The 20,416-nt window shown below is 72.4% G+C and carries 18 protein-coding genes; 12 read left to right on the forward strand and 6 right to left on the reverse strand.

From position 1 onward, the window contains the following. Genes ACFW3D_RS15225 through ACFW3D_RS15240 form a run of 4 tightly spaced genes read right to left on the reverse strand, consistent with a single transcriptional unit; the run spans position 1 to position 4,575 of the window. The gene (locus ACFW3D_RS15225; RefSeq protein WP_500504597.1) at positions 1 to 1,287 is read right to left on the reverse strand and encodes a class I SAM-dependent methyltransferase; all 1,287 of its coding nucleotides are present in this window, start codon (positions 1,285 to 1,287) and stop codon (positions 1 to 3) included. Beyond that, positions 1,284 to 2,558, reverse strand: a complete 1,275-nt coding sequence (locus ACFW3D_RS15230; protein ID WP_500504598.1) for a class I SAM-dependent methyltransferase — start codon at positions 2,556 to 2,558, stop codon at positions 1,284 to 1,286. Before ACFW3D_RS15230 ends, ACFW3D_RS15225 begins: the two co-directional genes overlap by 4 nt. Next, the gene (locus ACFW3D_RS15235; protein WP_500504672.1) at positions 2,555 to 3,310 is read right to left on the reverse strand and encodes a DUF1365 domain-containing protein; all 756 of its coding nucleotides are present in this window, start codon (positions 3,308 to 3,310) and stop codon (positions 2,555 to 2,557) included. The genes ACFW3D_RS15230 and ACFW3D_RS15235 overlap by 4 nt, the downstream gene beginning before the upstream one ends. Beyond that, the gene (locus ACFW3D_RS15240) at positions 3,304 to 4,575 is read right to left on the reverse strand and encodes an NAD(P)/FAD-dependent oxidoreductase (RefSeq protein WP_500504599.1); all 1,272 of its coding nucleotides are present in this window, start codon (positions 4,573 to 4,575) and stop codon (positions 3,304 to 3,306) included. The genes ACFW3D_RS15235 and ACFW3D_RS15240 overlap by 7 nt, the downstream gene beginning before the upstream one ends. Positions 4,576 to 4,738: 163 nt before the next feature. Between ACFW3D_RS15240 and ACFW3D_RS15245 the strand changes: the two genes are divergently transcribed. From ACFW3D_RS15245 to ACFW3D_RS15255, 3 genes are read left to right on the forward strand one after another with little or no spacing between them, the layout of a single operon-like run. Next, a complete protein-coding gene (locus ACFW3D_RS15245; protein ID WP_500504600.1) occupies positions 4,739 to 5,467 on the forward strand; it encodes a dienelactone hydrolase family protein in 729 nt (242 codons plus the stop codon). Beyond that, positions 5,464 to 5,691: a hypothetical protein gene (locus tag ACFW3D_RS15250; protein WP_500504601.1), complete on the forward strand. Its 228-nt coding sequence runs from the start codon at positions 5,464 to 5,466 to the stop codon at positions 5,689 to 5,691. The genes ACFW3D_RS15245 and ACFW3D_RS15250 overlap by 4 nt, the downstream gene beginning before the upstream one ends. Further along, positions 5,688 to 7,172 carry an SDR family oxidoreductase gene (locus ACFW3D_RS15255; RefSeq protein WP_500504602.1) on the forward strand — a complete coding sequence of 495 codons (1,485 nt, stop codon included), beginning with the start codon at positions 5,688 to 5,690 and terminating at the stop codon, positions 7,170 to 7,172. Before ACFW3D_RS15250 ends, ACFW3D_RS15255 begins: the two co-directional genes overlap by 4 nt. Positions 7,173 to 7,185: 13 nt before the next feature. Here the strand turns inward: ACFW3D_RS15255 and ACFW3D_RS15260 are convergent, their stop codons facing one another. Continuing rightward, on the reverse strand, positions 7,186 to 7,602 hold the full coding sequence (locus ACFW3D_RS15260; protein ID WP_500504673.1) for a MarR family winged helix-turn-helix transcriptional regulator: 417 nt from the start codon (positions 7,600 to 7,602) through the stop codon (positions 7,186 to 7,188). Positions 7,603 to 7,770: 168 nt separating this feature from the next. Here ACFW3D_RS15260 and ACFW3D_RS15265 point away from each other — a divergent pair, with 168 nt between their 5' ends. Beyond that, on the forward strand, positions 7,771 to 9,906 hold the full coding sequence (locus ACFW3D_RS15265; RefSeq protein WP_500504603.1) for an MMPL family transporter: 2,136 nt from the start codon (positions 7,771 to 7,773) through the stop codon (positions 9,904 to 9,906). On the opposite strand, the gene ACFW3D_RS15270 is transcribed toward ACFW3D_RS15265, so the two are convergent. Then, the gene (locus ACFW3D_RS15270; protein WP_500504604.1) at positions 9,894 to 10,388 is read right to left on the reverse strand and encodes a DUF3145 domain-containing protein; all 495 of its coding nucleotides are present in this window, start codon (positions 10,386 to 10,388) and stop codon (positions 9,894 to 9,896) included. The two genes, ACFW3D_RS15265 and ACFW3D_RS15270, sit on opposite strands and share 13 nt — an antisense overlap. A 236-nt stretch (positions 10,389 to 10,624) precedes the next feature. Between ACFW3D_RS15270 and ACFW3D_RS15275 the strand changes: the two genes are divergently transcribed. The 8 genes from ACFW3D_RS15275 to ACFW3D_RS15310 all read left to right on the forward strand — a co-directional run bounded on the left by ACFW3D_RS15275 (position 10,625) and on the right by ACFW3D_RS15310 (position 20,293). Beyond that, positions 10,625 to 11,533 (forward strand): SGNH/GDSL hydrolase family protein, encoded by a 909-nt coding sequence (locus ACFW3D_RS15275; RefSeq protein ID WP_500504605.1) that lies wholly within the window; start codon positions 10,625 to 10,627, stop codon positions 11,531 to 11,533. Between the two features lie 201 nt (positions 11,534 to 11,734). After that, positions 11,735 to 12,895 carry a mandelate racemase/muconate lactonizing enzyme family protein gene (locus tag ACFW3D_RS15280; protein ID WP_500504606.1) on the forward strand — a complete coding sequence of 387 codons (1,161 nt, stop codon included), beginning with the start codon at positions 11,735 to 11,737 and terminating at the stop codon, positions 12,893 to 12,895. Then, complete coding sequence (locus ACFW3D_RS15285; protein WP_500504607.1) at positions 12,892 to 13,914, forward strand: zinc-dependent alcohol dehydrogenase; 1,023 nt, start codon at positions 12,892 to 12,894, stop codon at positions 13,912 to 13,914. Before ACFW3D_RS15280 ends, ACFW3D_RS15285 begins: the two co-directional genes overlap by 4 nt. 103 nt (positions 13,915 to 14,017) lie before the next feature. Continuing rightward, complete coding sequence (locus ACFW3D_RS15290) at positions 14,018 to 15,064, forward strand: hypothetical protein (RefSeq protein ID WP_500504608.1); 1,047 nt, start codon at positions 14,018 to 14,020, stop codon at positions 15,062 to 15,064. A gap of 6 nt (positions 15,065 to 15,070) precedes the next feature. After that, entirely contained in the window at positions 15,071 to 16,192 is a 1,122-nt protein-coding gene (chvE, locus tag ACFW3D_RS15295) for a multiple monosaccharide ABC transporter substrate-binding protein (RefSeq protein ID WP_500504609.1), read from the forward strand. A gap of 65 nt (positions 16,193 to 16,257) precedes the next feature. After that, on the forward strand, positions 16,258 to 17,808 hold the full coding sequence (mmsA, locus tag ACFW3D_RS15300; protein WP_500504610.1) for a multiple monosaccharide ABC transporter ATP-binding protein: 1,551 nt from the start codon (positions 16,258 to 16,260) through the stop codon (positions 17,806 to 17,808). Position 17,809: 1 nt separating this feature from the next. After that, positions 17,810 to 19,069 (forward strand): multiple monosaccharide ABC transporter permease, encoded by a 1,260-nt coding sequence (mmsB, locus tag ACFW3D_RS15305; protein WP_500504611.1) that lies wholly within the window; start codon positions 17,810 to 17,812, stop codon positions 19,067 to 19,069. Between the two features lie 42 nt (positions 19,070 to 19,111). Continuing rightward, positions 19,112 to 20,293 (forward strand): aldose epimerase family protein, encoded by a 1,182-nt coding sequence (locus ACFW3D_RS15310; protein WP_500504674.1) that lies wholly within the window; start codon positions 19,112 to 19,114, stop codon positions 20,291 to 20,293. Positions 20,294 to 20,416 lie beyond the last annotated feature (123 nt).

Below are 20,416 nucleotides of genomic sequence, written 5' to 3' on the forward strand. Positions count from 1 at the left end.
TCACCACCCCGTGTACCAGGCGGCGGGCGTGCCGGCCGTACCGCCGGTGCCGTCGGCGGTGGGCCGTACGGCGAGGATCTGGTCGACGCCCATGCGGCGTTCGGCGAAGGCCAGCGCCCCTCCGGCCAGGTAGAGCCGCCACACGCGGGCGGTCTCCTCGCCGGCCAGGAGGACGACGTCGGACCAGCGCCGCTCCAGGGTGGCCAGCCAGGCCCGCACGGTGCGCACGTAGTGCTCGCGCAGCGATTCCACGGCGCGCACCTCCAGGCCCGCGTTCTCCAGCAGCGCCACCGTCCGGCCGAGCGGCCGCATGTGCATGTCGGGGGCGATGTAGGTCTCGATGAAGGCACCGCCTCCGGGGGCGACCCGCCCGCGGGACATCTGCTGCACCAGCGCCCTGCCCCGGGGGCGCAGCATGCGGTGGATGGCGCCCGCGAACCGTGGGTAGTGCTCGTCGCCGACGTGCTCGCCCATCTCGATCGCGGTGACCGCCTCGTAGCCGCCGCTGCCCTCCAGGTCGCGGTAGTCGCGCAGTTCGACGGTGACGTACTCCTCCAGGCCGCGTTCGCGGACCCGGTCGGTCACGAAGTCCCGCTGGGCGCGGGAGAGGGTGACCGCGTGGACCTGCGCGCGGTGGGTCTGCGCGGCGTACAGGGCGAGCGCGCCCCAGCCGCAGCCGATGTCGAGCAGCCGCATGCCGGGCCGCAGGTCCAGCTTGCGGCAGACGAGTTCGAGCTTGTCGCGCTGGGCGTCGGCGAGGCCGTACGCGGGGTCGTCGTCGCGGGTCCAGTAGCCGCAGGAGTAGGCCATGGACGGGTCGAGGAGGAGTTCGTAGAAGTCGTTGGAAAGGTCGTAGTGGTGGCTGACGGCGGCCCGGTCGCGGCTCCTGGTGTGCGGGGTGCCGTTGAGCCTGGCGCGGCCGCGCGGGGCGGGCGGCCGGGGCCCGACCGCGCCGAGCCGTACGGCGGCGCCGGCGGCGCGGAGCCGGTCGGCCGCGGTGAGCCGGGGAGGGCGCAGCCCGCCGTCGCGCGAGGCGTGCCACACGGCGCGCAGGCCTTCGGTGAGGTCGCCGCGCACGTCGATGTCGCCGGTGATGTAGGCCTCGGCGAGGCCGAGTTCGCCGGGCTGCCACAGGAGTCTTCGCAGCGCGCGCCGGGAGCGCAGGACGACCACGGGGGCGTCGCGCGGCCCGGCGGTGCTGCCGTCCCAGGCCCGCAGCCGCACGGGCAGCGGGCCGCCCGTGAACCGCTCCAGCAGCGGGCCGAGGGTGTCCGCGGCGCCCTTCACCCGGTGGCCTCCCCACGCGTCAGGCGCAGTTGGCACACGTCGAGGTAGCCGGAGCGGAAGCCTGCCTCGGAGTAGGCGAGGTAGAGGGTCCACATACGGCGGAAGGTCTCGTCGAAGCCGAGGGCGGCGACGTCGGCGGCGCGTTCGGTGAAGCGCTCCCGCCACAGCCGCAGCGTCTCGGCGTAGTGCGGGCCGAAGCCGTCACAGGAGGTGACGCGCAGCGCGGTGTGCTCGTCGAGGGTCCGGTCGATCGCCTCCAGGGAGGGGATGAGGCCGCCGGGGAAGATGTACTTCTGCATCCAGGTGTGGGTGTCGCGGGTGGCCAGCATGCGCTCGTCGGGCATGGTGATCGCCTGGAGGGCGACCGTGCCGCCGGGGGCGAGCAGCCGGTCCAGGGCGGCGAAGTACACCGGCCAGTACTCGGCGCCGACCGCCTCGATCATCTCGACGCTGACGATGGCGTCGTAGCTCCCGGTGACCTGCCGGTAGTCGCGCAGCTGCACGGTGGCCCGGTCCTGCTGCCCCGCTGCGGCGATCCGGGCGGTGGCGAGCCGGCGCTGTTCCTCGGAGAGGGTGACGGAGACGACCTCGGCGCCGCGGCGGGCGGCGCGGACGGCGAGTTCGCCCCAGCCGGTGCCGATCTCCAGCAGCCGGGTGCCCTCTCCGACGGCCGCCAGGTCCAGCAGCCGGTCGATCTTGCGGTGCTGTGCGGCGGCCAGTTGGGCGCGCTGCGCGGGGAAGCCGCGGAAGACGGCGGAGGAGTAGGTGAGGGTCTCGTCGAGGAAGAGGGCGAAGAGCTCGTTGGACAGGTCGTAGTGGTCGTGGATGTTGCCGCGGGCGCCGTCGAGGGTGTTGCGCCGCTCGGCCGGCTGCCGGTGCGCCCACAGCGCGCGCAGCCGCTGCAGCGGCCGGGGGACGAGTTCGGTGACGTGCGAGGCGAGCACGGTGAGGACGGCCGTGAGGTCGGGCGCGTCCCACTCGCCGGCCATGTAGGACTCGCCGAAGCCGATGAGGCCGCCGGCGCCGACGCGGCGGTGGAAGGCCCCGGGGTCGGCGATCAGCACGGCGGGGCCGCCCGTGCCGAGGACCGGGCCGCCTTCGCCGAGGCGGCAGTGGAGCGGGAGCCCGTTCAGGGCGCGGCGTACGACGGCACCGGCGACGGCGGCCCGCAGGCGTGAGCAGCGCGGCGGTGCGGCGACGTCCGGCCAGCGGCGCGGGTCCACGCCGGAGGCGGAGGCGGAGAGGGGGACGGACGTGGTGGACATGGTCACTCGAAACCCTCCTGGGGCGCGTGGACGGGACGCTGCTGCACGGGCAGTCCGCGCAGCAGCAGCCGGATGCCGTGCCGGCGGATGCCGGCCGACACCGCGGCCGTGGACCAGGGGTGGCGGGCGGCGGCGCGCAGCAGGCCCGGCGCGGTGGCCGGGCGCCGCTCGCCGCGCACGGTGGCGGTGAACGGGGCGCCGCCGCCGGGCCGTTCCAGGTGGACGGTGAGGTGGAGCCGGTCGTGCGGCTCGGGCAGCCGCATGCGGTAGCCGCCGTCGACGGGGAAGAACGGGGAGACGTAGAAGTCCTTGGCGACGTGGGCGGTGTCGCGTTCGTCGGTGCGCAGCAGGTAGGCGTGCCGCTCCCCGTAGGTGTTGTGGACCTCGGCGACGACGCAGACGAGGGTGCCGGCCGGGTCGTGGCACCAGTACAGGGTCAGCGGGTTGAAGACGTGGCCGAGGACCCGGGCGTGGCAGAGCATCCGGACCGGGCCGCCCCGCAGGTCGACGCCCTGCGCGGCGAGGTAGGCGTCGAGGGCGGCCCGTACGGAGGGGTGCCGGCCCCCGAAGTGGTCGCGGGGGTCGAACCGGGCGAGCGGGCGCAGCGCGGCGGGGAACCGGGGCGGCCGGGCGGGGTCGGTCAGCCACATGTAGGTGCGGTGGGTGAAGGCGTATCGCTGCGGGCGGGTGCGGACGTGGGTGATCGTGCACTCGTACAGGGCGGGCGCCTGGGCCGGCAGGCCTGCGGGGGTCACCAGCGCACCCCCAGCCGGCGGGCGGCCTCGGCGCCGGAGCGGCAGCCGTCCTCGTGGAAGCCCCAGCCGTGGTAGGCACCGGCGTAGGCGGTGACGGGGGTGGTGAGGGCGGGCAGCCGCCGTCGCGCGGCCAGCGACGCGGGGGTGTAGACGGGGTGCTCGTACACCATGCGGGCGAGCACCCGGGCGGGGTCGACACGGTCGTCGTCGCCGAGGGTGACGATGTGGCGCTCGGGGGTGTCCAGCCGCTGGAGCCGGTTCATGTCGTAGCTGACGCGGACCCCGCCGGGGTCGGGGGCGCAGGTGGGCATGAGGTAGTTCCAGGAGGCGAGCGCGGCGCGGCTGCGGGGCAGCACCGAGGTGTCGGTGTGCAGCAGCGTCGGGTTGCGGGAGTACGGGATGGCGCCGAGCACCTCGCGCTCGTCCGCGGTGGGGTCGGCGAGCAGCCGCAGTGCCTGGTCGGGATGGGTGGCGACGACGACCGCGTCGTACGTCTCGGTCTCCCCGTCGTCGGTGAGGAGGTCGGCGCCGTCGGCGTGCCGCCGCAAGGCGCGCACGGGGGTGGCGGTGCAGATCGCGGTGAGCCGTTTGACGATGCGCTCGACGTAGACGCGTGATCCGCCGGTGACGGTCCGCCAGGTGGGTGAGCCGCCCACCGAGAGCATCCCGTGGTGGTCCAGGAACCGGAAGAGGTAGACCGCCGGGTAGTGCACCGCCGTCCGCGGCGAGCAGGACCAGACGCAGGCCACCAGGGGCGTCATGAAATGGGCCGTGAAGTACGCCGAGAACTGCCCCGCGCCGAGGAACCGCCCCAGCGTGGTGGTGTCGTCGGAACCGCCCTCCGCGAGCAGCCGCCGGGCCAGGCGGTGGAATCGGGGCACTTCGGCCAGCATACGCAGGTATGCGGGGCGCAGCGCGTTGCGCGGCTGGGCGAAGATCCCCGACGGGCCGCGCGCGCCCGCGTACTCCAGTCCGCAGCCCTCGCAGCGAACGGACATGCTCATCTCGGACTCCTGCGTGGGGACGCCGAGTTCGGCGAAGATCCGCAGCAGGGTGGGGTAGGTGCGCTCGTTGTGGACGATGAAGCCGCTGTCGACGGCGGTCACCCGGCCGTCGGAGGAGGGTACGTCGTGCGTGTGGGCGTGCCCGCCGAGCCGGTCGTCGGCCTCGAACAGCGTTACGTCGCAGTGCCGTTGCAGCAGGTAGGCGGCGGTGAGCCCGGCGACGCCGCTGCCCACGACGGCCACCCTTCGCCTTCTGTCGGTCACGTCCCGTCCCTTCGTCGTGGTCCTCTCCCTGCTGGTGGTTCGGAGCCCGCGGCACGGCGGATTGGTCCGCACGGCAATCCGCCGTGCCCGCGGTGGCGAATCCATGGGTGGAGGCACGTGACGGGCGTGGCCGCGGAGGGCGGCCGATACTGACGGAGAGCACATGAGAGAGGCGGATCCGATGACGTACGGTGACGAATCGGGCGGCGGTACGCCGCGCCCGGCGCTGGTCCCGTACGTGCTGCCCCGGCGGCCGTGCGCCGCCGTGCTGGTGCTGCACGGCGGCCGCGCGGAAGGCCTGGAGCCGCCCCCGCCGTGGAACCTTCCGGGGGCCCGGATGCGTCCGTTCGTCCGCGCGATCGGCCGGGCCACCGCCGGGCACGGGGTGGCGCTGGCCGGGGTCCGCTACCGGCACCGCGGCTGGAACGGCGCGCGGCAGGACGCCGCCCGGGACGCCCTGCGCGCGCTGGAGGCCCTGCGGCAACGCGCCGGGGAGGTGCCCGTGGTGCTGGTGGGGCACTCGATGGGCGGCCGGGCCGCGCTGCGGGTGGCCGGGCATCCGCTGGTGGGCGCGGTCGTGGGGCTGGCGCCGTGGTGCCCCGAGGACGAGCCGGTGGGGCATCTGGCCGGGCGCCGTCTGGTGCTGCTGCACGGCGACCGGGACCGGGTCACCGATCCGGCCGGCTCGCTCACCCTCGCGGACCGGGCGCGGGCCGCGGGCGCCCAGACCTGCCACCTGGTGGTACCGGGCGGCGACCACGCGATGCTGCGCGGCGCCGGCACCTGGCACGCCCTGACAGCGCGCCTGGTCGCCGGCCTGCTGCGGCTGCGCCCGCTGCCACCGGAAGTGGCCGGCGCACTGACCACCCCGGGAACGGAGGGAGCACGATGAACCCCCGCCCGCGAACCGACGCCCGCCCTGCCCCGGGACCGCCCGGCCCCACCCCGGCCGCACACGCCGCCCGGACCCGGCTCGTCCCGCTCCACCTCACCCTCGCCCTGACAGCCCTGACAGCCCTGACAGTCCTGACGGCACTGGCAGCCCTGCTGCGCACCCTGGTCCCGCCCGAGCCGGCGGTCGGCCCCTTCGCCCGCGACGCGGGGAGCGCGCGATGAGCCTCACCTGCCTGGTGACGGGCGCCACCGGCTACATCGGCGGCCGGCTCGTCCCGGAACTGCTGGAGGCCGGGCACCGGGTGCGCTGCCTGGCCCGTACGCCCGGCAAGCTGCGCGACCACCCGTGGGCGGGCGAGGTGGAGGTCGTCAAGGGCGACGTCACCGACCCGGACTCGGTGGCGGCGGCGATGGCGGGCGTGGACGTCGCGTACTACCTCGTCCACGCCCTGGGCAGCGGGCGGGACTTCGAGCGGACCGACCGGGAGGCCGCGGAGGTCTTCGGGTCCCGCGCGCGGGCCGCGGGTGTGCGGCGGATCGTCTACCTGGGCGGTCTGACCCCCGCCGGGGTGCCCGAGCGGGAGCTGTCGCCGCATCTGCGCTCGCGCGCCGAGGTGGGCCGGGTGCTGCTCGCCTCCGGCGTGCCGACGGCGGCCCTGCGGGCGGCGGTGATCATCGGCTCCGGCTCGGCCTCCTTCGAGATGCTGCGCTACCTCACCGAACGGCTGCCGGTGATGGTCACCCCGCGCTGGGTGGGCACCCGGATCCAGCCGATCGCCGTACGGGACGTGCTGCGCTACCTCGTGGGTTGCGCCACGTTGCCGCCGGAGGTGAACCGCGCCTTCGACATCGGCGGCCCGGACGTGCTCACGTACCGCGCCATGATGCTCAAGTACGCCGGGGTGGCGGGGCTGCCGCCACGGCTGATCGTGCCGGTGCCGGTGCTGACGCCCGGGCTCTCCAGCCACTGGGTGGGGCTGGTGACCCCGGTGCCGGCGGGCATCGCGCGGCCGCTGACGGAGTCGCTGCGCCACGAGGTGGTCTGCCACGACCACGACATCGCGCGCTGGGTGCCGGACCCGCCCGAGGGCCTGATCGGCGTCGAGGCGGCGCTGCGCCTGGCGCTGCAGCGCATCCGGGAGGCGAACGTGATCACCCGCTGGTCGTCCGCCGCCGTGCCCGGCGCGCCGAGCGACCCCCTGCCGACGGACCCGGACTGGGCGGGCGGCTCCCTGTACACCGACCGCCGGACGCGGGTCGTGGACGCCTCGCCCGAGGCGCTGTGGCGGGTCATCGAGGGCATCGGCGGCGACAACGGCTGGTACTCCTTCCCGCTGGCCTGGGCCGTGCGCGGCTGGCTCGACCGCTTCGTGGGCGGGGTCGGGCTGCGCCGGGGGCGGCGGGACGCGGCGCACCTGCGGGCGGGCGACTCGCTGGACTTCTGGCGGGTGGAGGAGATCGTCCCGGGCCGGCTGCTGAGGTTGCGCGCCGAGATGCGGCTGCCGGGTCTGGCCTGGCTGGAGCTGACGGCCGGCCGGGACGGTGCCGGGCGCACCGTCTACGGGCAGCGGGCGCTGTTCCACCCGCGGGGGCTGGCGGGGCACGCGTACTGGTGGAGCGTGTCGCCGTTCCACTCGGTGGTGTTCGGCGGCATGGCGCGCAACATAGCCGCAGCGGCCCGGGAGGGCGCGGCGGGGCCGTAGCGATACGGCCCGGTCAGTCCGTGACGGGGGCGCGCAGGGCGGTCAGCTCGTCGTTCATCGCGGCGAGGAAGCGCATCACGACGGCGAGTTCGTCCTCGGTGAAGCGGGCGCGCGCCGCGTCGGTGCCGCGGGCGAGCGGGCGGAAGAACTCCCGCGCCACCGCCATCCCCCGCGGGGCGTAGTGCAGATGGACCACGCGGCGGTCGGCGGCGTCGCGGGTGCGGCGGATGTGGCCGGCGCGTTCGAGCCGGTCCAGGCAGGCGGTGACGGCACCGGAGGTCAGGTTGAGGCGTTCGCGGAGCAGACCGGGGGTCATGGCGCCGCCCTGGCCGTCGCCGTCCAGGATCGCGACCAGCGCCTGCACGTCGGTGTGGTGCAGCTTCTGGCTCTGCGCGAAGTCCTGCGCGATCCGGTTGAACTCGCTGTTCATCCGGCGCAGCTGCACGGCGAAGGCGTGCAGCCCGGTCGGGGACTCGTCCTGGAGGTTGTCGGGCACCCCCCCATCGTAAATAATCTCGATTATTAAGATACTCAATCGCTGAGATATATCCTTCCTCGCGGGGAGATCCCCCGGTTCCGCATCCCACGGGAGAGAGCGATGACATCCCTGCCGCGTGCCGTCCGATGGCTGCTGCCAGTGGTGCTGCTGGTCGCCTGGCTGGGCATCGGGGGCACCCTCGGCCCGTACGCGGGCAAGCTGGGCGAGGTCTCCACCAACGACCAGGCGGCCTTCCTGCCGCGCAGCGCCGAGTCCACCAAGGCCGTCGCCGAGCGCACGGCCTTCAGCCGGAACGGGACCGTACCGGCGGTCGTCGTCTGGACCGCCGACCGCGGCCCGGTGACCGACGCCCAGCAGCAGGCCGCCACGGCCGCGCTGGCCTCGCTCGCCGGCACCGAGGGGGTGACCGGGCGCCCCTCCCCCGCGCTGCGCTCGGACGACGGCCGGGCCCTGCAGGGCGTCGTGCAGCTCCGCCCCGACCTGGGCCGGGACGTCGGGGACGCCGTCGGCCGGATCGAGGACACCGCGGCCCGGGTCGCGGGGACCACCGCCCACGTCGCCGGGCCCGCGGCCTCGCAGGCCGACCTGGGCGACGCCTTCGCGGGCATCGACGGGCTGCTGCTGTTCACCGCGCTCGGCGTGGTGCTGGCGATCCTGCTGCTGGTCTACCGCGCCCTGCTGCTGCCCCTGGTCATCATCGTCGGCTCGGTCTTCTCGCTCGGCCTGGCCTGCGGGGTGGTGTACGTGCTGGCGGACCACGGCGTCGTCCGGGTCGACGGCCAGGTCCAGGGCATCCTGTCGATCCTCGTCATCGGCGCGGCCACCGACTACGCCCTGCTGCTCGCCGCCCGTTTCCGGGAGGAACTCGCGGCCCGCGGCGACCGGTTCACGGCGATGCGCGCCGCGCTGCGCCGCTCGGCCGGGGCGATCGTGGCGAGCGCGGCCACCGTGGCCCTCGGCCTGCTCGCCCTGCTGGCCAGTGACCTCACCAACAACCGCGCCCTCGGCCCGGTCGGCGCCGTGGGGATCGTCTGCGCCGTCGCGAGCAGCCTGACCTTCCTGCCGGCGGCGCTGCTGCTGCTCGGCCGGGCCGCCTACTGGCCCGCCCGGCCGCGGGAGAGGCGTCCGGAGGGCGAGGGCGTGTGGCGGCGGATCGCGGCCCTCGTGGACCGCGCGCCGCGCCGGGTCTGGGCCGTGAGCCTGGTGGTGCTGGTGGGCTGTGCGGCCTTCTCCCCGGCGCTGACCGCCCGGGGCGTGCCGCTGGACGAGATCTTCGTCCACCAGGCCCCCTCGGTGACCGCCCAGCGCGTCCTCGGCGAGCACTTCCCCGGCGGTGCGGGCAATCCCGCCGTGGTCATCGCGCAGGCGGACCGGCTCGACCCGGTGACCCGGGCCGCGGCCGGCACCGACGGCGTGGACTCCGTCGCCCCGCGCACCGCCTCGGGCCGTCCCGGTACGGGCGGGCCGCTCGTCGCCGGCGGCCGGGTTCTGCTGGAGGTGACGCTGAAGGACGCCGCCGACAGCGACGCCGCCAAGGCCACGGTGCAGCGGCTGCGCACGGCCGTGCACGCGGTGCCCGGCGCGGAAGCGGTGGTCGGCGGATACACGGCGCAGCAACTGGACACCCAGCGGACCGCCGAGCGCGACCGCACGCTGGTCGTCCCCGTCGTCCTCGCGATCATCCTGGTGATCCTGGCGGCGCTGCTGCGCAGTCTGCTGCTGCCGCTGCTCATGGTCGCCACGGTGGCCCTCAACTTCGCCGCCACCCTGGGGGTGTCGGCGCTGGTCTTCCGCCATGTGTTCGGCTTCTCGGCGACGGACGCCTCGGTGCCCCTGTACGGCTTCGTCTTCCTGGTCGCCCTCGGTGTGGACTACAACATCTTCCTGATGACCCGGGTCCGCGAGGAGACGCTGCGCCACGGCACGCGGCAGGGCGTCCTGCGCGGGCTGACCGCCACCGGAGGGGTGATCACCTCGGCGGGCGTGGTGCTCGCGGCGACCTTCGCGGCGCTCGGCGTGATCCCGCTGGCCTTCCTGCTGCAGATCGCCTTCATCGTGGCCTTCGGGGTGCTGCTGGACACCCTGCTGGTGCGCTCGTTCCTGCTGCCCGCGCTGGTACGGGACATCGGCCCGAAGGTGTGGTGGCCGGGCGCCGCGGCACGCCGGGGCGACGGGCCGCCGGCGCCGGAAGGCGCCGCGGCACCGCCGCGGGTGGCGGAGCGTCAGACGACCTGATGCAGCCAGCGGACGGGGGCGCCCTCACCCGCGTAGCGGAAGGGCTCCAGTTCGTCGTCCCAGGGCTTGCCGAGCAGCTTGGCGACTTCCGTCTCCAGGTCGGCCTCGCCCTTGCGGGCGCGGGCGAGCGCGGCGCGCAGCCGGTCCTCGGGGATGAGGATGTCCCCGTGGATGCCGGTGACGGCGTGGAAGATGCCGAGTTCGGGGGTGCTGCTGTAGCGCTCCCCCTCGGCTCCGGCGCACGGCTCCGCCGTGACCTCGAAGCGCAGCAGGTGCCAGCCGCGCAGTGCGGACGCCAGCTTGGAGGCGGTGCCGGGTTCCCCCTGCCAGGAGAACTCGGCCCGCCAGGTGCCCGGAGAGGCGGGCTGGCGGATCCAGTCCAGGTTCACGCGCACGCCGAGCACGCCCGCGACGGCCCACTCGACGTGCGGGCACAGCGCGCGTGGCGCGGAGTGCACGTACAGAACTCCACGTGTCGTCACCGGGACCTCCAGTGTGGGACGAGGTACGCCTTCCCCAGCGGCCTCATGCCCATAACCGAGCCATCCGGGACAGCAGTGGACATTCTGCACTAATCATAACGAATGAGACAAGATCTGACCTCTGATCACCTCTTTCGCACCACCTGTCAGGGAAAAAGCTACCGTGCGGCGTCAGGCGAGGAGTGACGTACTGTCGGGATCAGCGAGAAGTCACCCACTCGTCCGAGGGAGAACGGATGCGCCAGTCGCTCCCGCGCGGGGTCATCGGCGCCCTGATCGCGCTGGTCACCCTGCTCACGACGGCACTTGCGGCCGGCTGCTCGGCCGCGAACGGCCCGGGCAGCACCGAGGCCGGCGCCGCGGGGCGGGCGGGCACGGCGAAGCGCCCCGCACAGGTGTGGGACACCACCCCCGCCTCACTGGCCGCGCTCGGGGACTCCATCACCCGCGCCTTCGACGCCTGCGGGATCCTGACGGACTGTCCGGACCTGTCCTGGGCGACCGGCAGCCGCCGCTCCGTGGAGAGCGTGGCCTCCCGGCTGCTGGACAAGCCGGCCACCAAGAGCTGGAACCTGGCGGCCAGCGGCGCCAAGATGCACGACCTGCCGGCGCAGGCGCACAAGGCGGCCGAACGGCGCCCACAGCAGGTGACGATCCTGATGGGGGCCAACGACGCGTGTGCGCGCAGCACCGACCGCATGACCCCGGTGGCCGAATACCGCCAGGATTTCTCCGCCGCCCTGCAGACCCTCGACCGCGAACTGCCGAAGGCCCAGGTCTTCGTGGCGAGCGTGCCCGACCTGATGCGGCTGTGGGACATCGGCCGGCAGAACGTGCTGGGGCGGCAGATCTGGAAGCTGGGCCTGTGCCCGTCGATGCTCTCCGACGCGGAGTCGATGAGCACGGCCGCCCGCGAACGGCGGCTGACCGTGCGCGAGAGGGTCATGGCCTACAACGACGTCCTGCGGCAGGAGTGCGCGCGCCACGAACGCTGCCGCTACGACGGCGGCATGGTCTTCGACTACCGGTTCACCCAGAAGGAGCTGAGCCCCTGGGACTGGTTCCACCCGAGCGCCGAGGGCCAGGCCAAGCTGGCGGGACTGGTCTACGCGGCGGCCTTCGGGCCGGGCGCGGCCGGCCGATAGCCGGACCGATCCCGTCCCCTCGTTCGGGGTTTCGGACACGGCGCGGTACGCGCCACGGGCGAACGGACTCACTTCGGCAACATCGCCGTCACCTCCCCGGCACACCCATTGACACCGCCGGGAGCCCGTAACTACGTTCCCTTCAACATTTCGAACGTGTGACGAAATCTCGAACGACACACCCTGTAAGGGGCGGCTTCCGTGCGCATCACCGGCATCAGCACCCATGTGGTCGGCACTCCCTGGCGGAATCTCACCTATGTGCTCGTCCACACCGACGAGGGGCTCACGGGCGTCGGCGAGACCCGCATGCTCGGCCACACCGACGCGTTGCTCGGCTACCTCCGCGAGGCGGAGGTCAACCACATAGCCGGCTCCGACCCCTTCGCGGTCGAGGACCTGGTCCGCCGGATGAAGTACGGCGACTACGGGCGCGCCGGGGAGATCGTCATGTCCGGCATCGCCGTCATCGAGATGGCCTGCTGGGACATCAAGGGCAAGGCGCTCGGCGTCCCCGTCTGGCAGCTGCTCGGCGGCAAGGTGAACGAGAAGGTCAAGGCGTACGCCAACGGCTGGTACACCACCGAGCGCACCCCGGAGGCCTACCACAAGGCCGCGAGCGCCGTGGTGGAGCGGGGCTACCGCGCGCTGAAGATCGACCCCTTCGGCACCGGCCACTTCGAGCTGGACCACGCCGCGACGACCTACTCCATCTCCCTCATCGAGGCCGTGCGCGACGCCATCGGTCCCGAGGCCGAGCTGCTGGTGGAGATGCACGGCCGGTTCAGCCCGGCGACCGCGATCCGCGTCGCCAAGGAGCTGGCACCCTTCAAGCCCAGCTGGATCGAGGAGCCGGTGCCGCCGGAGAACCTCAAGGCCCTGGCGAAGGTGGCCGCCCACACCGATCTGCCGATCGCGACCGGCGAGCGCATCCACGACCGCTACGAGTTCCGCGAGCTGTTCGAGCTGCAGGCCGCCGACGTCATCCAGCCCGACCTCGGGCACATCGGCGGCATCAACGAGGTCCGCAAGCTGGCCGCCACCGCGGAGACCCACTACGTGCTGGTCGCCCCGCACAACGTCGGCGGCTCCGTGCTCACCGCCGCGAGCCTCCAGCTCGCCGGGTGCACCCCCAACTTCAAGATCCTCGAGCACTTCAACGACTTCGCGGACTCCGAGATCAAGAAGGTCGTCAAGGGCGCCCCCGTGGTCGGCGAGGACGGGTACTTCACCCTCTCGGACGCGCCGGGCCTCGGTGTCGAGCTCGACGTCGACGCCGCCGCCGAGTTCCCCCAGCAGCAGGCCCGTTTCGACCTGTGGGCCGAGGGCTGGGAGCGCCGCAAGCCGAAGGGCGCGCAGTGACCGTCCACACCCCCCGCGCCGTCGTGCTCGACGGGCCCGGCCGGCACCGGATCGCGCCGGCCGGACCGGTGCCGCCCGGTCCGGGCGAGGCCCTGGTCCGGGTGCACGCCGCGGGCATCTGCGGCAGCGACCGGGAGATGTACGCGGGCACCCGCCCCGAGGGCTACGTCCGCTACCCCGTCACCCCCGGCCACGAGTGGTCCGGCACGGTGGAGGCGGTCGGCGCCGGCGTGACGCCCGGCCTGGTGGGCCGGAAGGTCGTCGGCGAAGGCTTCCGCAACTGCCAGGTCTGCGAGCGCTGCCACGCCGGGGAGACCACGCTGTGCAGCGCGCCGTACGAGGAGACCGGATTCACGCAGCCCGGCGCGATGGCGGACACCCTGACGCTGCCCGCCCGGCTGCTGCACGTCCTGGACGACGCGGCCGACCTGCGCACCGCCGCGCTCCTGGAGCCGGCGGCGTGCGTGGCGGCGGCGCTGCTGAAGGCCCCGGCGACGCCGGGCGAGCGGGTGGCGGTCGTCGGCACCGGCACGCTCGGCATGCTGGCCGTGCAGTTCCTGGCCGCGGTGTCCCCGGCGGAACTGCTGGTGGTGGGCACCGGCCGGGTCCGGGAGGAGCTGGCCGCCTCGTTCGGCGCCACGCGGTTCCGCACGGCCGCCGAACTGGGCGACGCCGAAGGGGAGTACGGCCTGGTGGTCGAGGCCGCGGGATCCGCCTCGGCGGCCCGGGTGTCGGCGGGGCTGCTGCGCCGCGGCGGCCGGATGGCGCTGACCGGCATCCCCGCGCCGGGGGCGCTCGGACTCGACCCGACCGACCTGGTGGTGCGCCAGCTGACCGTGCACACGGTCTTCGGGGCGCCGCCCGCCGCCTGGGCCCACACCGTACGGGCCTTCGACGCCGGGATACTGGACCCCGCTCCGCTGATCACGCACGACCTGCCCCTGGAGGAGTACGCCGACGCCCTGGAGCTGCTGGGGAGCCGGGACCCCAAGGTGGGGAAGGTGCTGCTGCGTCCGTGACCGCTCCGTGCACGGCGGACACACGATGTCCCATCCGTGTCCTCCCATACCCAATGAACCGAACGTCGTCCGATATCTCGTACGGCGAGAACGAAGGAGCACCGTGACCGACGCACCCACCCCGAGCCCCGGAACGGGCGGCACCGCCTCCGGTCCCCGTCACCCGGGCCAGTACGCGCTCACCCTCCTCGGTCACGGCGCGCCGGCGGACGACCCGGCCGACTCCTCCCCGCACTCCTTCCCCGACGGCGGCACCTGGCGCACCGAGATCCCCTCCGTGGAGGGCCCGGAGGCGCTGGCCACCGTGCTGGAGGAGAGCGAGCGCCTGGAGGTGCCGGTGCACCGGATCAGCCAGGGCAGCGGCATCTGGATGCTGACGGACGCGGAGATCACCGAGATGGTCACCGCCTGCGCCGAACGCGACGTCGAGCTCTGCCTGTTCACCGGTCCCCGCGGCACCTGGGACATCGGCGCCGCCACCCGCACCGACTCCCGCGGCGGGGGCCTGCGCGCCCGCGGCCACGACCAGGTGGCCGGCTGCGTCGAGGACGCGCTGCGGGCGGCCGCCCTGGGCGTGCGCTGCCTGCTCGTCGCCGACGAGGGCGTGCTGTGGCTGCTGCACCAGCTGCGCGAGCAGGGGCTGCTGCCGGCCGACACCACCTTCAAGGTCTCGGCGCTGGTCGGCCCGGTCAACCCGGCCGCCTACGCGGTGTGGGAGCGGCTGGGCGCCGACTCCATCAACATCCCCTCCGACCTGACCCTCCAGCAGATCACCGAGATCCGCCGGGTCAGCCGGGCGCCGATGGACTTCTACATCGAGGCCCCGGACGACCTCGGCGGCTTCGTGCGGCTCTACGACGCGGCGGAGCTGATCCGCCGCGGCGCACCGATCTACCTCAAGTTCGGGCTGAGCAAGGCTCCCGGCATCTACCCGTACGGACGCCAGCTGCGGGAGGTCGCCCTGTCGACCGCCCGCGAGCGGGTCCGGCGCGGCCGCCTTGTGCTCGACCTGCTCTCCCGGCTGGGCGCGGACGGCGGGCACTCCCCGCTGGGCGCGCGGCTGCCGGGCCCGCTCCACCGCTTCCCCCAGGACATCGCGACCGACCCGGACCAGGCGACCGACCCCCGCCTGGCCGCCGAAAGGATCTGATCAGCCATGCGCATCGCCAGAGCCGCACGTCTGCGCACCACAGCCGCGCTGATAGCCACCCTCGCCCTCGGGGCCACCGCGACCGCCTGCGGGCAGAGCGACAACACCGGCGGCGGCGACAAGGACGGTGGGAAGGGCGGCACCATCGGCATCGCCATGCCCACCAAGTCGTCGGAGCGCTGGATCGCCGACGGCGACAACATGGTCAAGCAGTTCAAGGCCCAGGGCTACAAGACCGACCTGCAGTACGGCGACGACAAGGTCGAGAACCAGGTCGCCCAGATCCAGAACATGATCACCAAGGGCGACAAGCTGCTGGTCATCGCCGCCATCGACGGCTCGGCCCTCAGCGACGTGCTGCAGCAGGCCCACGACGCGGGCATCAAGGTGATCTCCTACGACCGCCTCATCCTGGGCTCGGAGAACGTCGACTACTACGCGACCTTCGACAACTACAAGGTCGGCCAGCTCCAGGCCGGTTACATCCTCGACAAGCTGGGCCTGAAGGACGGCAGCAAGAAGGGCCCCTTCAACATCGAGCTCTTCGCCGGCTCGCCCGACGACAACAACACCAAGTACTTCTTCAACGGCGCGATGGACACCCTCAAGCCGTACATCGAGAAGAAGCAGCTGGTGGTCAAGAGCGGCCAGACCGAGCTCAACCAGGTCACCACCCTGCGCTGGGACGGCGCCACCGCCCAGGCCCGCATGGACGACCTGCTCAGCAAGTCGTACACCTCCGACGACGTGGACGCGGTGCTGTCCCCGTACGACGGCATCTCCCGCGGCATCATCTCGGCGCTGAAGAGCGTGAGCTACGGCACCGCCAAGAAGCCGCTGCCGATCGTCACCGGCCAGGACGCCGAGGTCGCCTCGATCAAGTCGATCATCGCGGGCGAGCAGTCCCAGACCGTCTACAAGGACACCCGCGAACTGGCCAAGGTCGCTGTCCAGATGGGCAACGCGGTGCTGACCGGCGGCAAGCCGGAGACCAACGACTCCAAGACCTACGACAACGGCAAGAAGGTCGTCCCGACCTACCTGCTGCCGCCGGTGAGCGTCGACAAGTCGAACTACAAGGAGACCGTCGTCGACTCCGGCTACATCAAGGAGTCCGAGCTCCAGTAGTCCCGGAGCCGGAACACGACCGACGATCTTCCCCTTCCACCACCCGAGGAGAACGGAAAGCAGGAATGGCCGGACCCGTCCTCGAAATGCGCTCCATCACCAAGACCTTCCCAGGGGTCAAGGCGCTCTCCGACGTCACCCTGACTGTCGCCGAGGGCGAGGTCCACGCCATCTGCGGTGAGAACGGTGCGGGCAAGTCGACCCTGATGAAGGTGCTCAGCGGGGTCTATCCGCACGGCAGTTACGAAGGGGAGATCCTCTTCCGCGGTGAGGCCTGCGAGTTCCGCGACATCCGCGCGAGCGAGCAGCGCGGCATCGTCATCATCCACCAGGAGCTCGCCCTGGTGCCGTACCTGTCCATCGCCGAGAACATCTTCCTCGGCAACGAGCACTCCACCCGCGGTGTCATCAGCTGGAACGAGACGATGCGGCACGCGGGCCGGCTGCTGAAGCGGGTCGGGCTGACCGACCCGCCCACCACCCGCGTCGCCGACATCGGTGTCGGGAAGCAGCAGCTCGTCGAGATCGCCAAGGCGCTGTCCAAGGAGGTCAAGCTCCTCATCCTGGACGAGCCGACCGCCGCCCTGAACGACGAGGACAGCCGCAAACTCCTGGACCTCATCCTGGAGTTCAAGGAGCACGGCATCTCCTGCATCATCATCTCGCACAAGCTCAACGAGATCGCCAGGGTCGCCGACTCCATCACCATCCTGCGGGACGGGCGGACCATCGAGACGCTCGACATGAAGGCCACCGACGAGGACGGCGCGAGTACCGTCACCGAGGAGCGGATCATCCGCGGCATGGTCGGCCGCGACCTCGACCACCGCTTCCCCGAGCGGGAGCCGGAGATCGGCGAGGTGGCCTTCGCCGTCGAGGACTGGACCGTGCACCACCCGATCGACCAGCAGCGCAAGGTCGTCGACGGGGTCTCCCTCAACGTCCGGCGCGGCGAGATCGTGGGCATCGCCGGGCTGATGGGGGCCGGCCGCACCGAACTGGCCATGAGCGTCTTCGGCCGCTCCTACGGCCGTGGCATCAGCGGCCGGGTCTACCTGCACGGCGAGGAGATCCGCACCCGCAGCGTCCCGGAGGCGGTGGGCCACGGCATCGCCTACGTCACCGAGGACCGCAAGCACTACGGGCTGAACCTCATCGACGACATCAGCCGCAACATCTCCCTCAGCGCCCTGTCCAAGGTCGCCCGGCGCGGCGTCGTCAACCAGCACGAGGAGGCCCGGGTCGCCGAGTCCTTCCGCTCGACGATGAACATCAAGACCCCGACGGTCTTCGAGACCACGGGCAAGCTCAGCGGCGGCAACCAGCAGAAGGTCGTCCTCAGCAAGTGGATCTTCGCCGGGCCCGAGATCCTCATCCTCGACGAACCCACCCGGGGCATCGACGTCGGGGCCAAGTACGAGATCTACACGGTCATCAACGACCTGGCGGCCCAGGGCAAGGCCGTCGTCTTCATCTCCTCCGAACTGCCGGAACTGCTCGGCATGTGCGACCGCATCTACACGATGTCGGCCGGCCGGCTGACCGGGGAGATCCCGCGCGAGAGCGCGACGCAGGAAGTGCTGATGCGCCACATGACCATGGACCGAGGTAACTGAGATGGGCAGCCCGGTGAAGACCGACAAGACTCCTCCGCCGCCCGCCGGGGGCGCGGCCGCGGCCGCCGCGGACGGCGGCGCGCGGGCCGGAGCCGCCGGCCTCCTGCTGCAGGCGGCACGGCGCAACATGCGCCAGTACGGCATGATCATCGCCCTGGTGCTGATCGCGGCGCTGTTCCAGATCTGGTCCGGCGGCATCCTGCTCAAACCGCAGAACGTCACCAACCTGATCGGCCAGAACAGCTACATCCTGATCCTGGCGATCGGCATGATGGTCGTGATCATCGCCGGACACATCGACCTGTCCGTCGGCTCGCTCGCGGCCTTCGTCAGCGCGGCCGCCGCCGTGATGATCATCCATCACCACGTCTCGTGGCCGCTGGCCCTGGTCGCCTGCCTGCTCATCGGCGCGGTCGCCGGCGCCTGGCAGGGCTACTTCATCGCGTACGTCGGGATCCCGTCGTTCATCGTGACCCTGGCCGGGATGCTGCTCTTCCGCGGCGGTACGCAGATCTTCCTCGAGGGCCAGTCCATCTCGCCCTTCCCGAGCGGCTTCCAGAAGATCGGCAACGGCTTCCTGCCCGAGGTCGGGCCGCACACGAACTACCACAACCTGACGCTGCTCATCGGTCTCGTGGTGATCGCCATCACCGTCGTCCAGGAGATCCGCGACCGGCGCCAGCAGCTCGCGTACGACCTGGACGTGCTGCCGCGCAACTTCTTCCTGCTGAAGCTGCTCGCCATCGTCGCCTGCGTCGTGGCCTTCACCATGACCCTGGCCAGCTACCACGGCGTGCCGATCGTGCTGCTGATCCTCGCCGGGCTGCTCATCGTCTTCGGCTTCGTGATGCGCAACGCCGTGGTCGGCCGCCACGTGTACGCGCTCGGCGGCAACCAGGCGGCGGCCAAGCTCTCCGGCGTCAAGGACAAGCGGGTCGTCTTCCTGGTCTTCGTGAACATGGGCGTGCTCGCCGCGCTCGCCGGCGTCGTCTACGCGGCCCGGCTGAACGCCGGTGTGCCGCAGGCCGGCATCAACTTCGAGCTCGAGGCCATCGCGGCCGCCTTCATCGGCGGTGCCTCCGCCACCGGCGGCGTCGGCACGGTGCTGGGCGCCATCATCGGCGGCCTGGTGCTCGGGGTGCTCAACAACGGGATGTCGCTGGTCGGCATCGGCACGGACTACCAGCAGGTCATCAAGGGTCTGGTGCTCCTGGCCGCGGTCGGCTTCGACGTCTGGAACAAGCGCAAGGTCGGTTCGTAAAGCAGCTACCTATCGAAGGAGCCGCAAGTGAACAGACGTACATTGATCGCGGGCGCGGCGCTCGGGGCGGTCGCGCCCGCGATCGGCGGGACGAACGCCTGGGCGGCCGGCAAGGCCGCCACGGCGCGGCAGACCGCCGACGCCAGGCACAGGCCCGCGGGCAGGAGCAAGGTGAGCAAGGAACACTTCGGGACCCTCGAGGACGGCACCAAGGTCGACATCTGGACGGTCAGCAACGGCGGGATCACCCTCAAGGTGCTCTCGTACGGCGGCGTCGTCCAGACCCTGGAGCTGCCCGACCGGCGCGGCCGCCGCGTCAACGTGTCCCTCGGATTCGACGACCTGGCCGGCTACGTGGCGAGCAGCCCGTACTTCGGCGCGCTGATCGGGCGCTACGGCAACCGCATCGCGGGCGGGAAGTTCACCCTGGACGGCCACACCTACCAGCTGCCCGTCAACGACGGCCCGAACAGCCTGCACGGCGGCGACCGGGGCTTCGACAAGCGGGTCTGGGCGGTCGAGGGCTTCAAGGCGGGCTCGGACGCCGGTCTCGTGCTGCGCTACACCAGCGCGGACGGCGAGATGGGCTACCCGGGCACGCTGAAGGTCAAGGTCGTCTACACCCTGACCGCCGACGCCCGGTGGCGGATCGACTACACCGCCACCACGGACAAGGCGACGGTCGTCAACCTCACCAACCACACGTACTTCAACCTGCGCGGCGAGGGCGACGGCGGCATCTACGACCACGAGGTCCAGATCGCCGCCCGGCGCTACACCCCGGTCGGCTCCACCCTGATCCCCACAGGTGAGCTGGCGCCCGTCGCGGGCACCCCGTTCGACTTCCGCTCGGCGAAGACGATCGGCCGCGACATCCGCTCCGCCCACCAGCAGATCCTGTACGGGCAGGGCATCGACCACAACTTCGTGCTCGACAAGGGCCGTACGGCCGCGCCCGAGCACATCGTGACGGTCACCGAGCCGGTCTCCGGCCGGGTCATGCGGATCGCCACCACGGAGCCCGGTGTGCAGTTCTACACGGGCAACTTCCTGACCGGGGCGTTCGCCGGCTCCTCGGGCCGGGTCTACCGGCAGGGCGACGGCTTCTGCCTGGAGACCCAGCACTTCCCGGACTCCCCCAACCAGCCCTCGTTCCCGTCGACGGTCCTGCGGCCGGGGCAGACCTACCGCTCCACCACCGTGCACTCCTTCGGCACCCACTGAGCGGCTCCACCCTCCCCGCGGGCGGGGGGGGCCCGGGGTGGATGCCCCGCGCCCCCCCCCCGGGGGGGGGGGGGGGGCGGCGGGGGGGGAAGTTATAAAAAAAATAGCAGCCCGCCAAAAGAA

It is taken from the genome of Streptomyces sp. NPDC058864 (assembly GCF_042742985.1).
In the GTDB taxonomy this organism is placed as follows: domain Bacteria; phylum Actinomycetota; class Actinomycetes; order Streptomycetales; family Streptomycetaceae; genus Actinacidiphila.

Coding starts and splice junctions, on each gene's coding strand:
- ACFW3D_RS15245 (WP_500504600.1), top strand. CDS start 4,739: ATGAGAGAGGCGGATCCGATGACGTACGGTGACGAATCGGGCGGCGGT.
- ACFW3D_RS15250 (WP_500504601.1), top strand. CDS start 5,464: ATGAACCCCCGCCCGCGAACCGACGCCCGCCCTGCCCCGGGACCGCCC.
- ACFW3D_RS15255 (WP_500504602.1), top strand. CDS start 5,688: ATGAGCCTCACCTGCCTGGTGACGGGCGCCACCGGCTACATCGGCGGC.
- ACFW3D_RS15260 (WP_500504673.1), bottom strand. CDS start 7,602: ATGAACAGCGAGTTCAACCGGATCGCGCAGGACTTCGCGCAGAGCCAG.
- ACFW3D_RS15265 (WP_500504603.1), top strand. CDS start 7,771: ATGACATCCCTGCCGCGTGCCGTCCGATGGCTGCTGCCAGTGGTGCTG.
- ACFW3D_RS15275 (WP_500504605.1), top strand. CDS start 10,625: ATGCGCCAGTCGCTCCCGCGCGGGGTCATCGGCGCCCTGATCGCGCTG.
- chvE (WP_500504609.1), top strand. CDS start 15,071: ATGCGCATCGCCAGAGCCGCACGTCTGCGCACCACAGCCGCGCTGATA.
- mmsA (WP_500504610.1), top strand. CDS start 16,258: ATGGCCGGACCCGTCCTCGAAATGCGCTCCATCACCAAGACCTTCCCA.
- mmsB (WP_500504611.1), top strand. CDS start 17,810: ATGGGCAGCCCGGTGAAGACCGACAAGACTCCTCCGCCGCCCGCCGGG.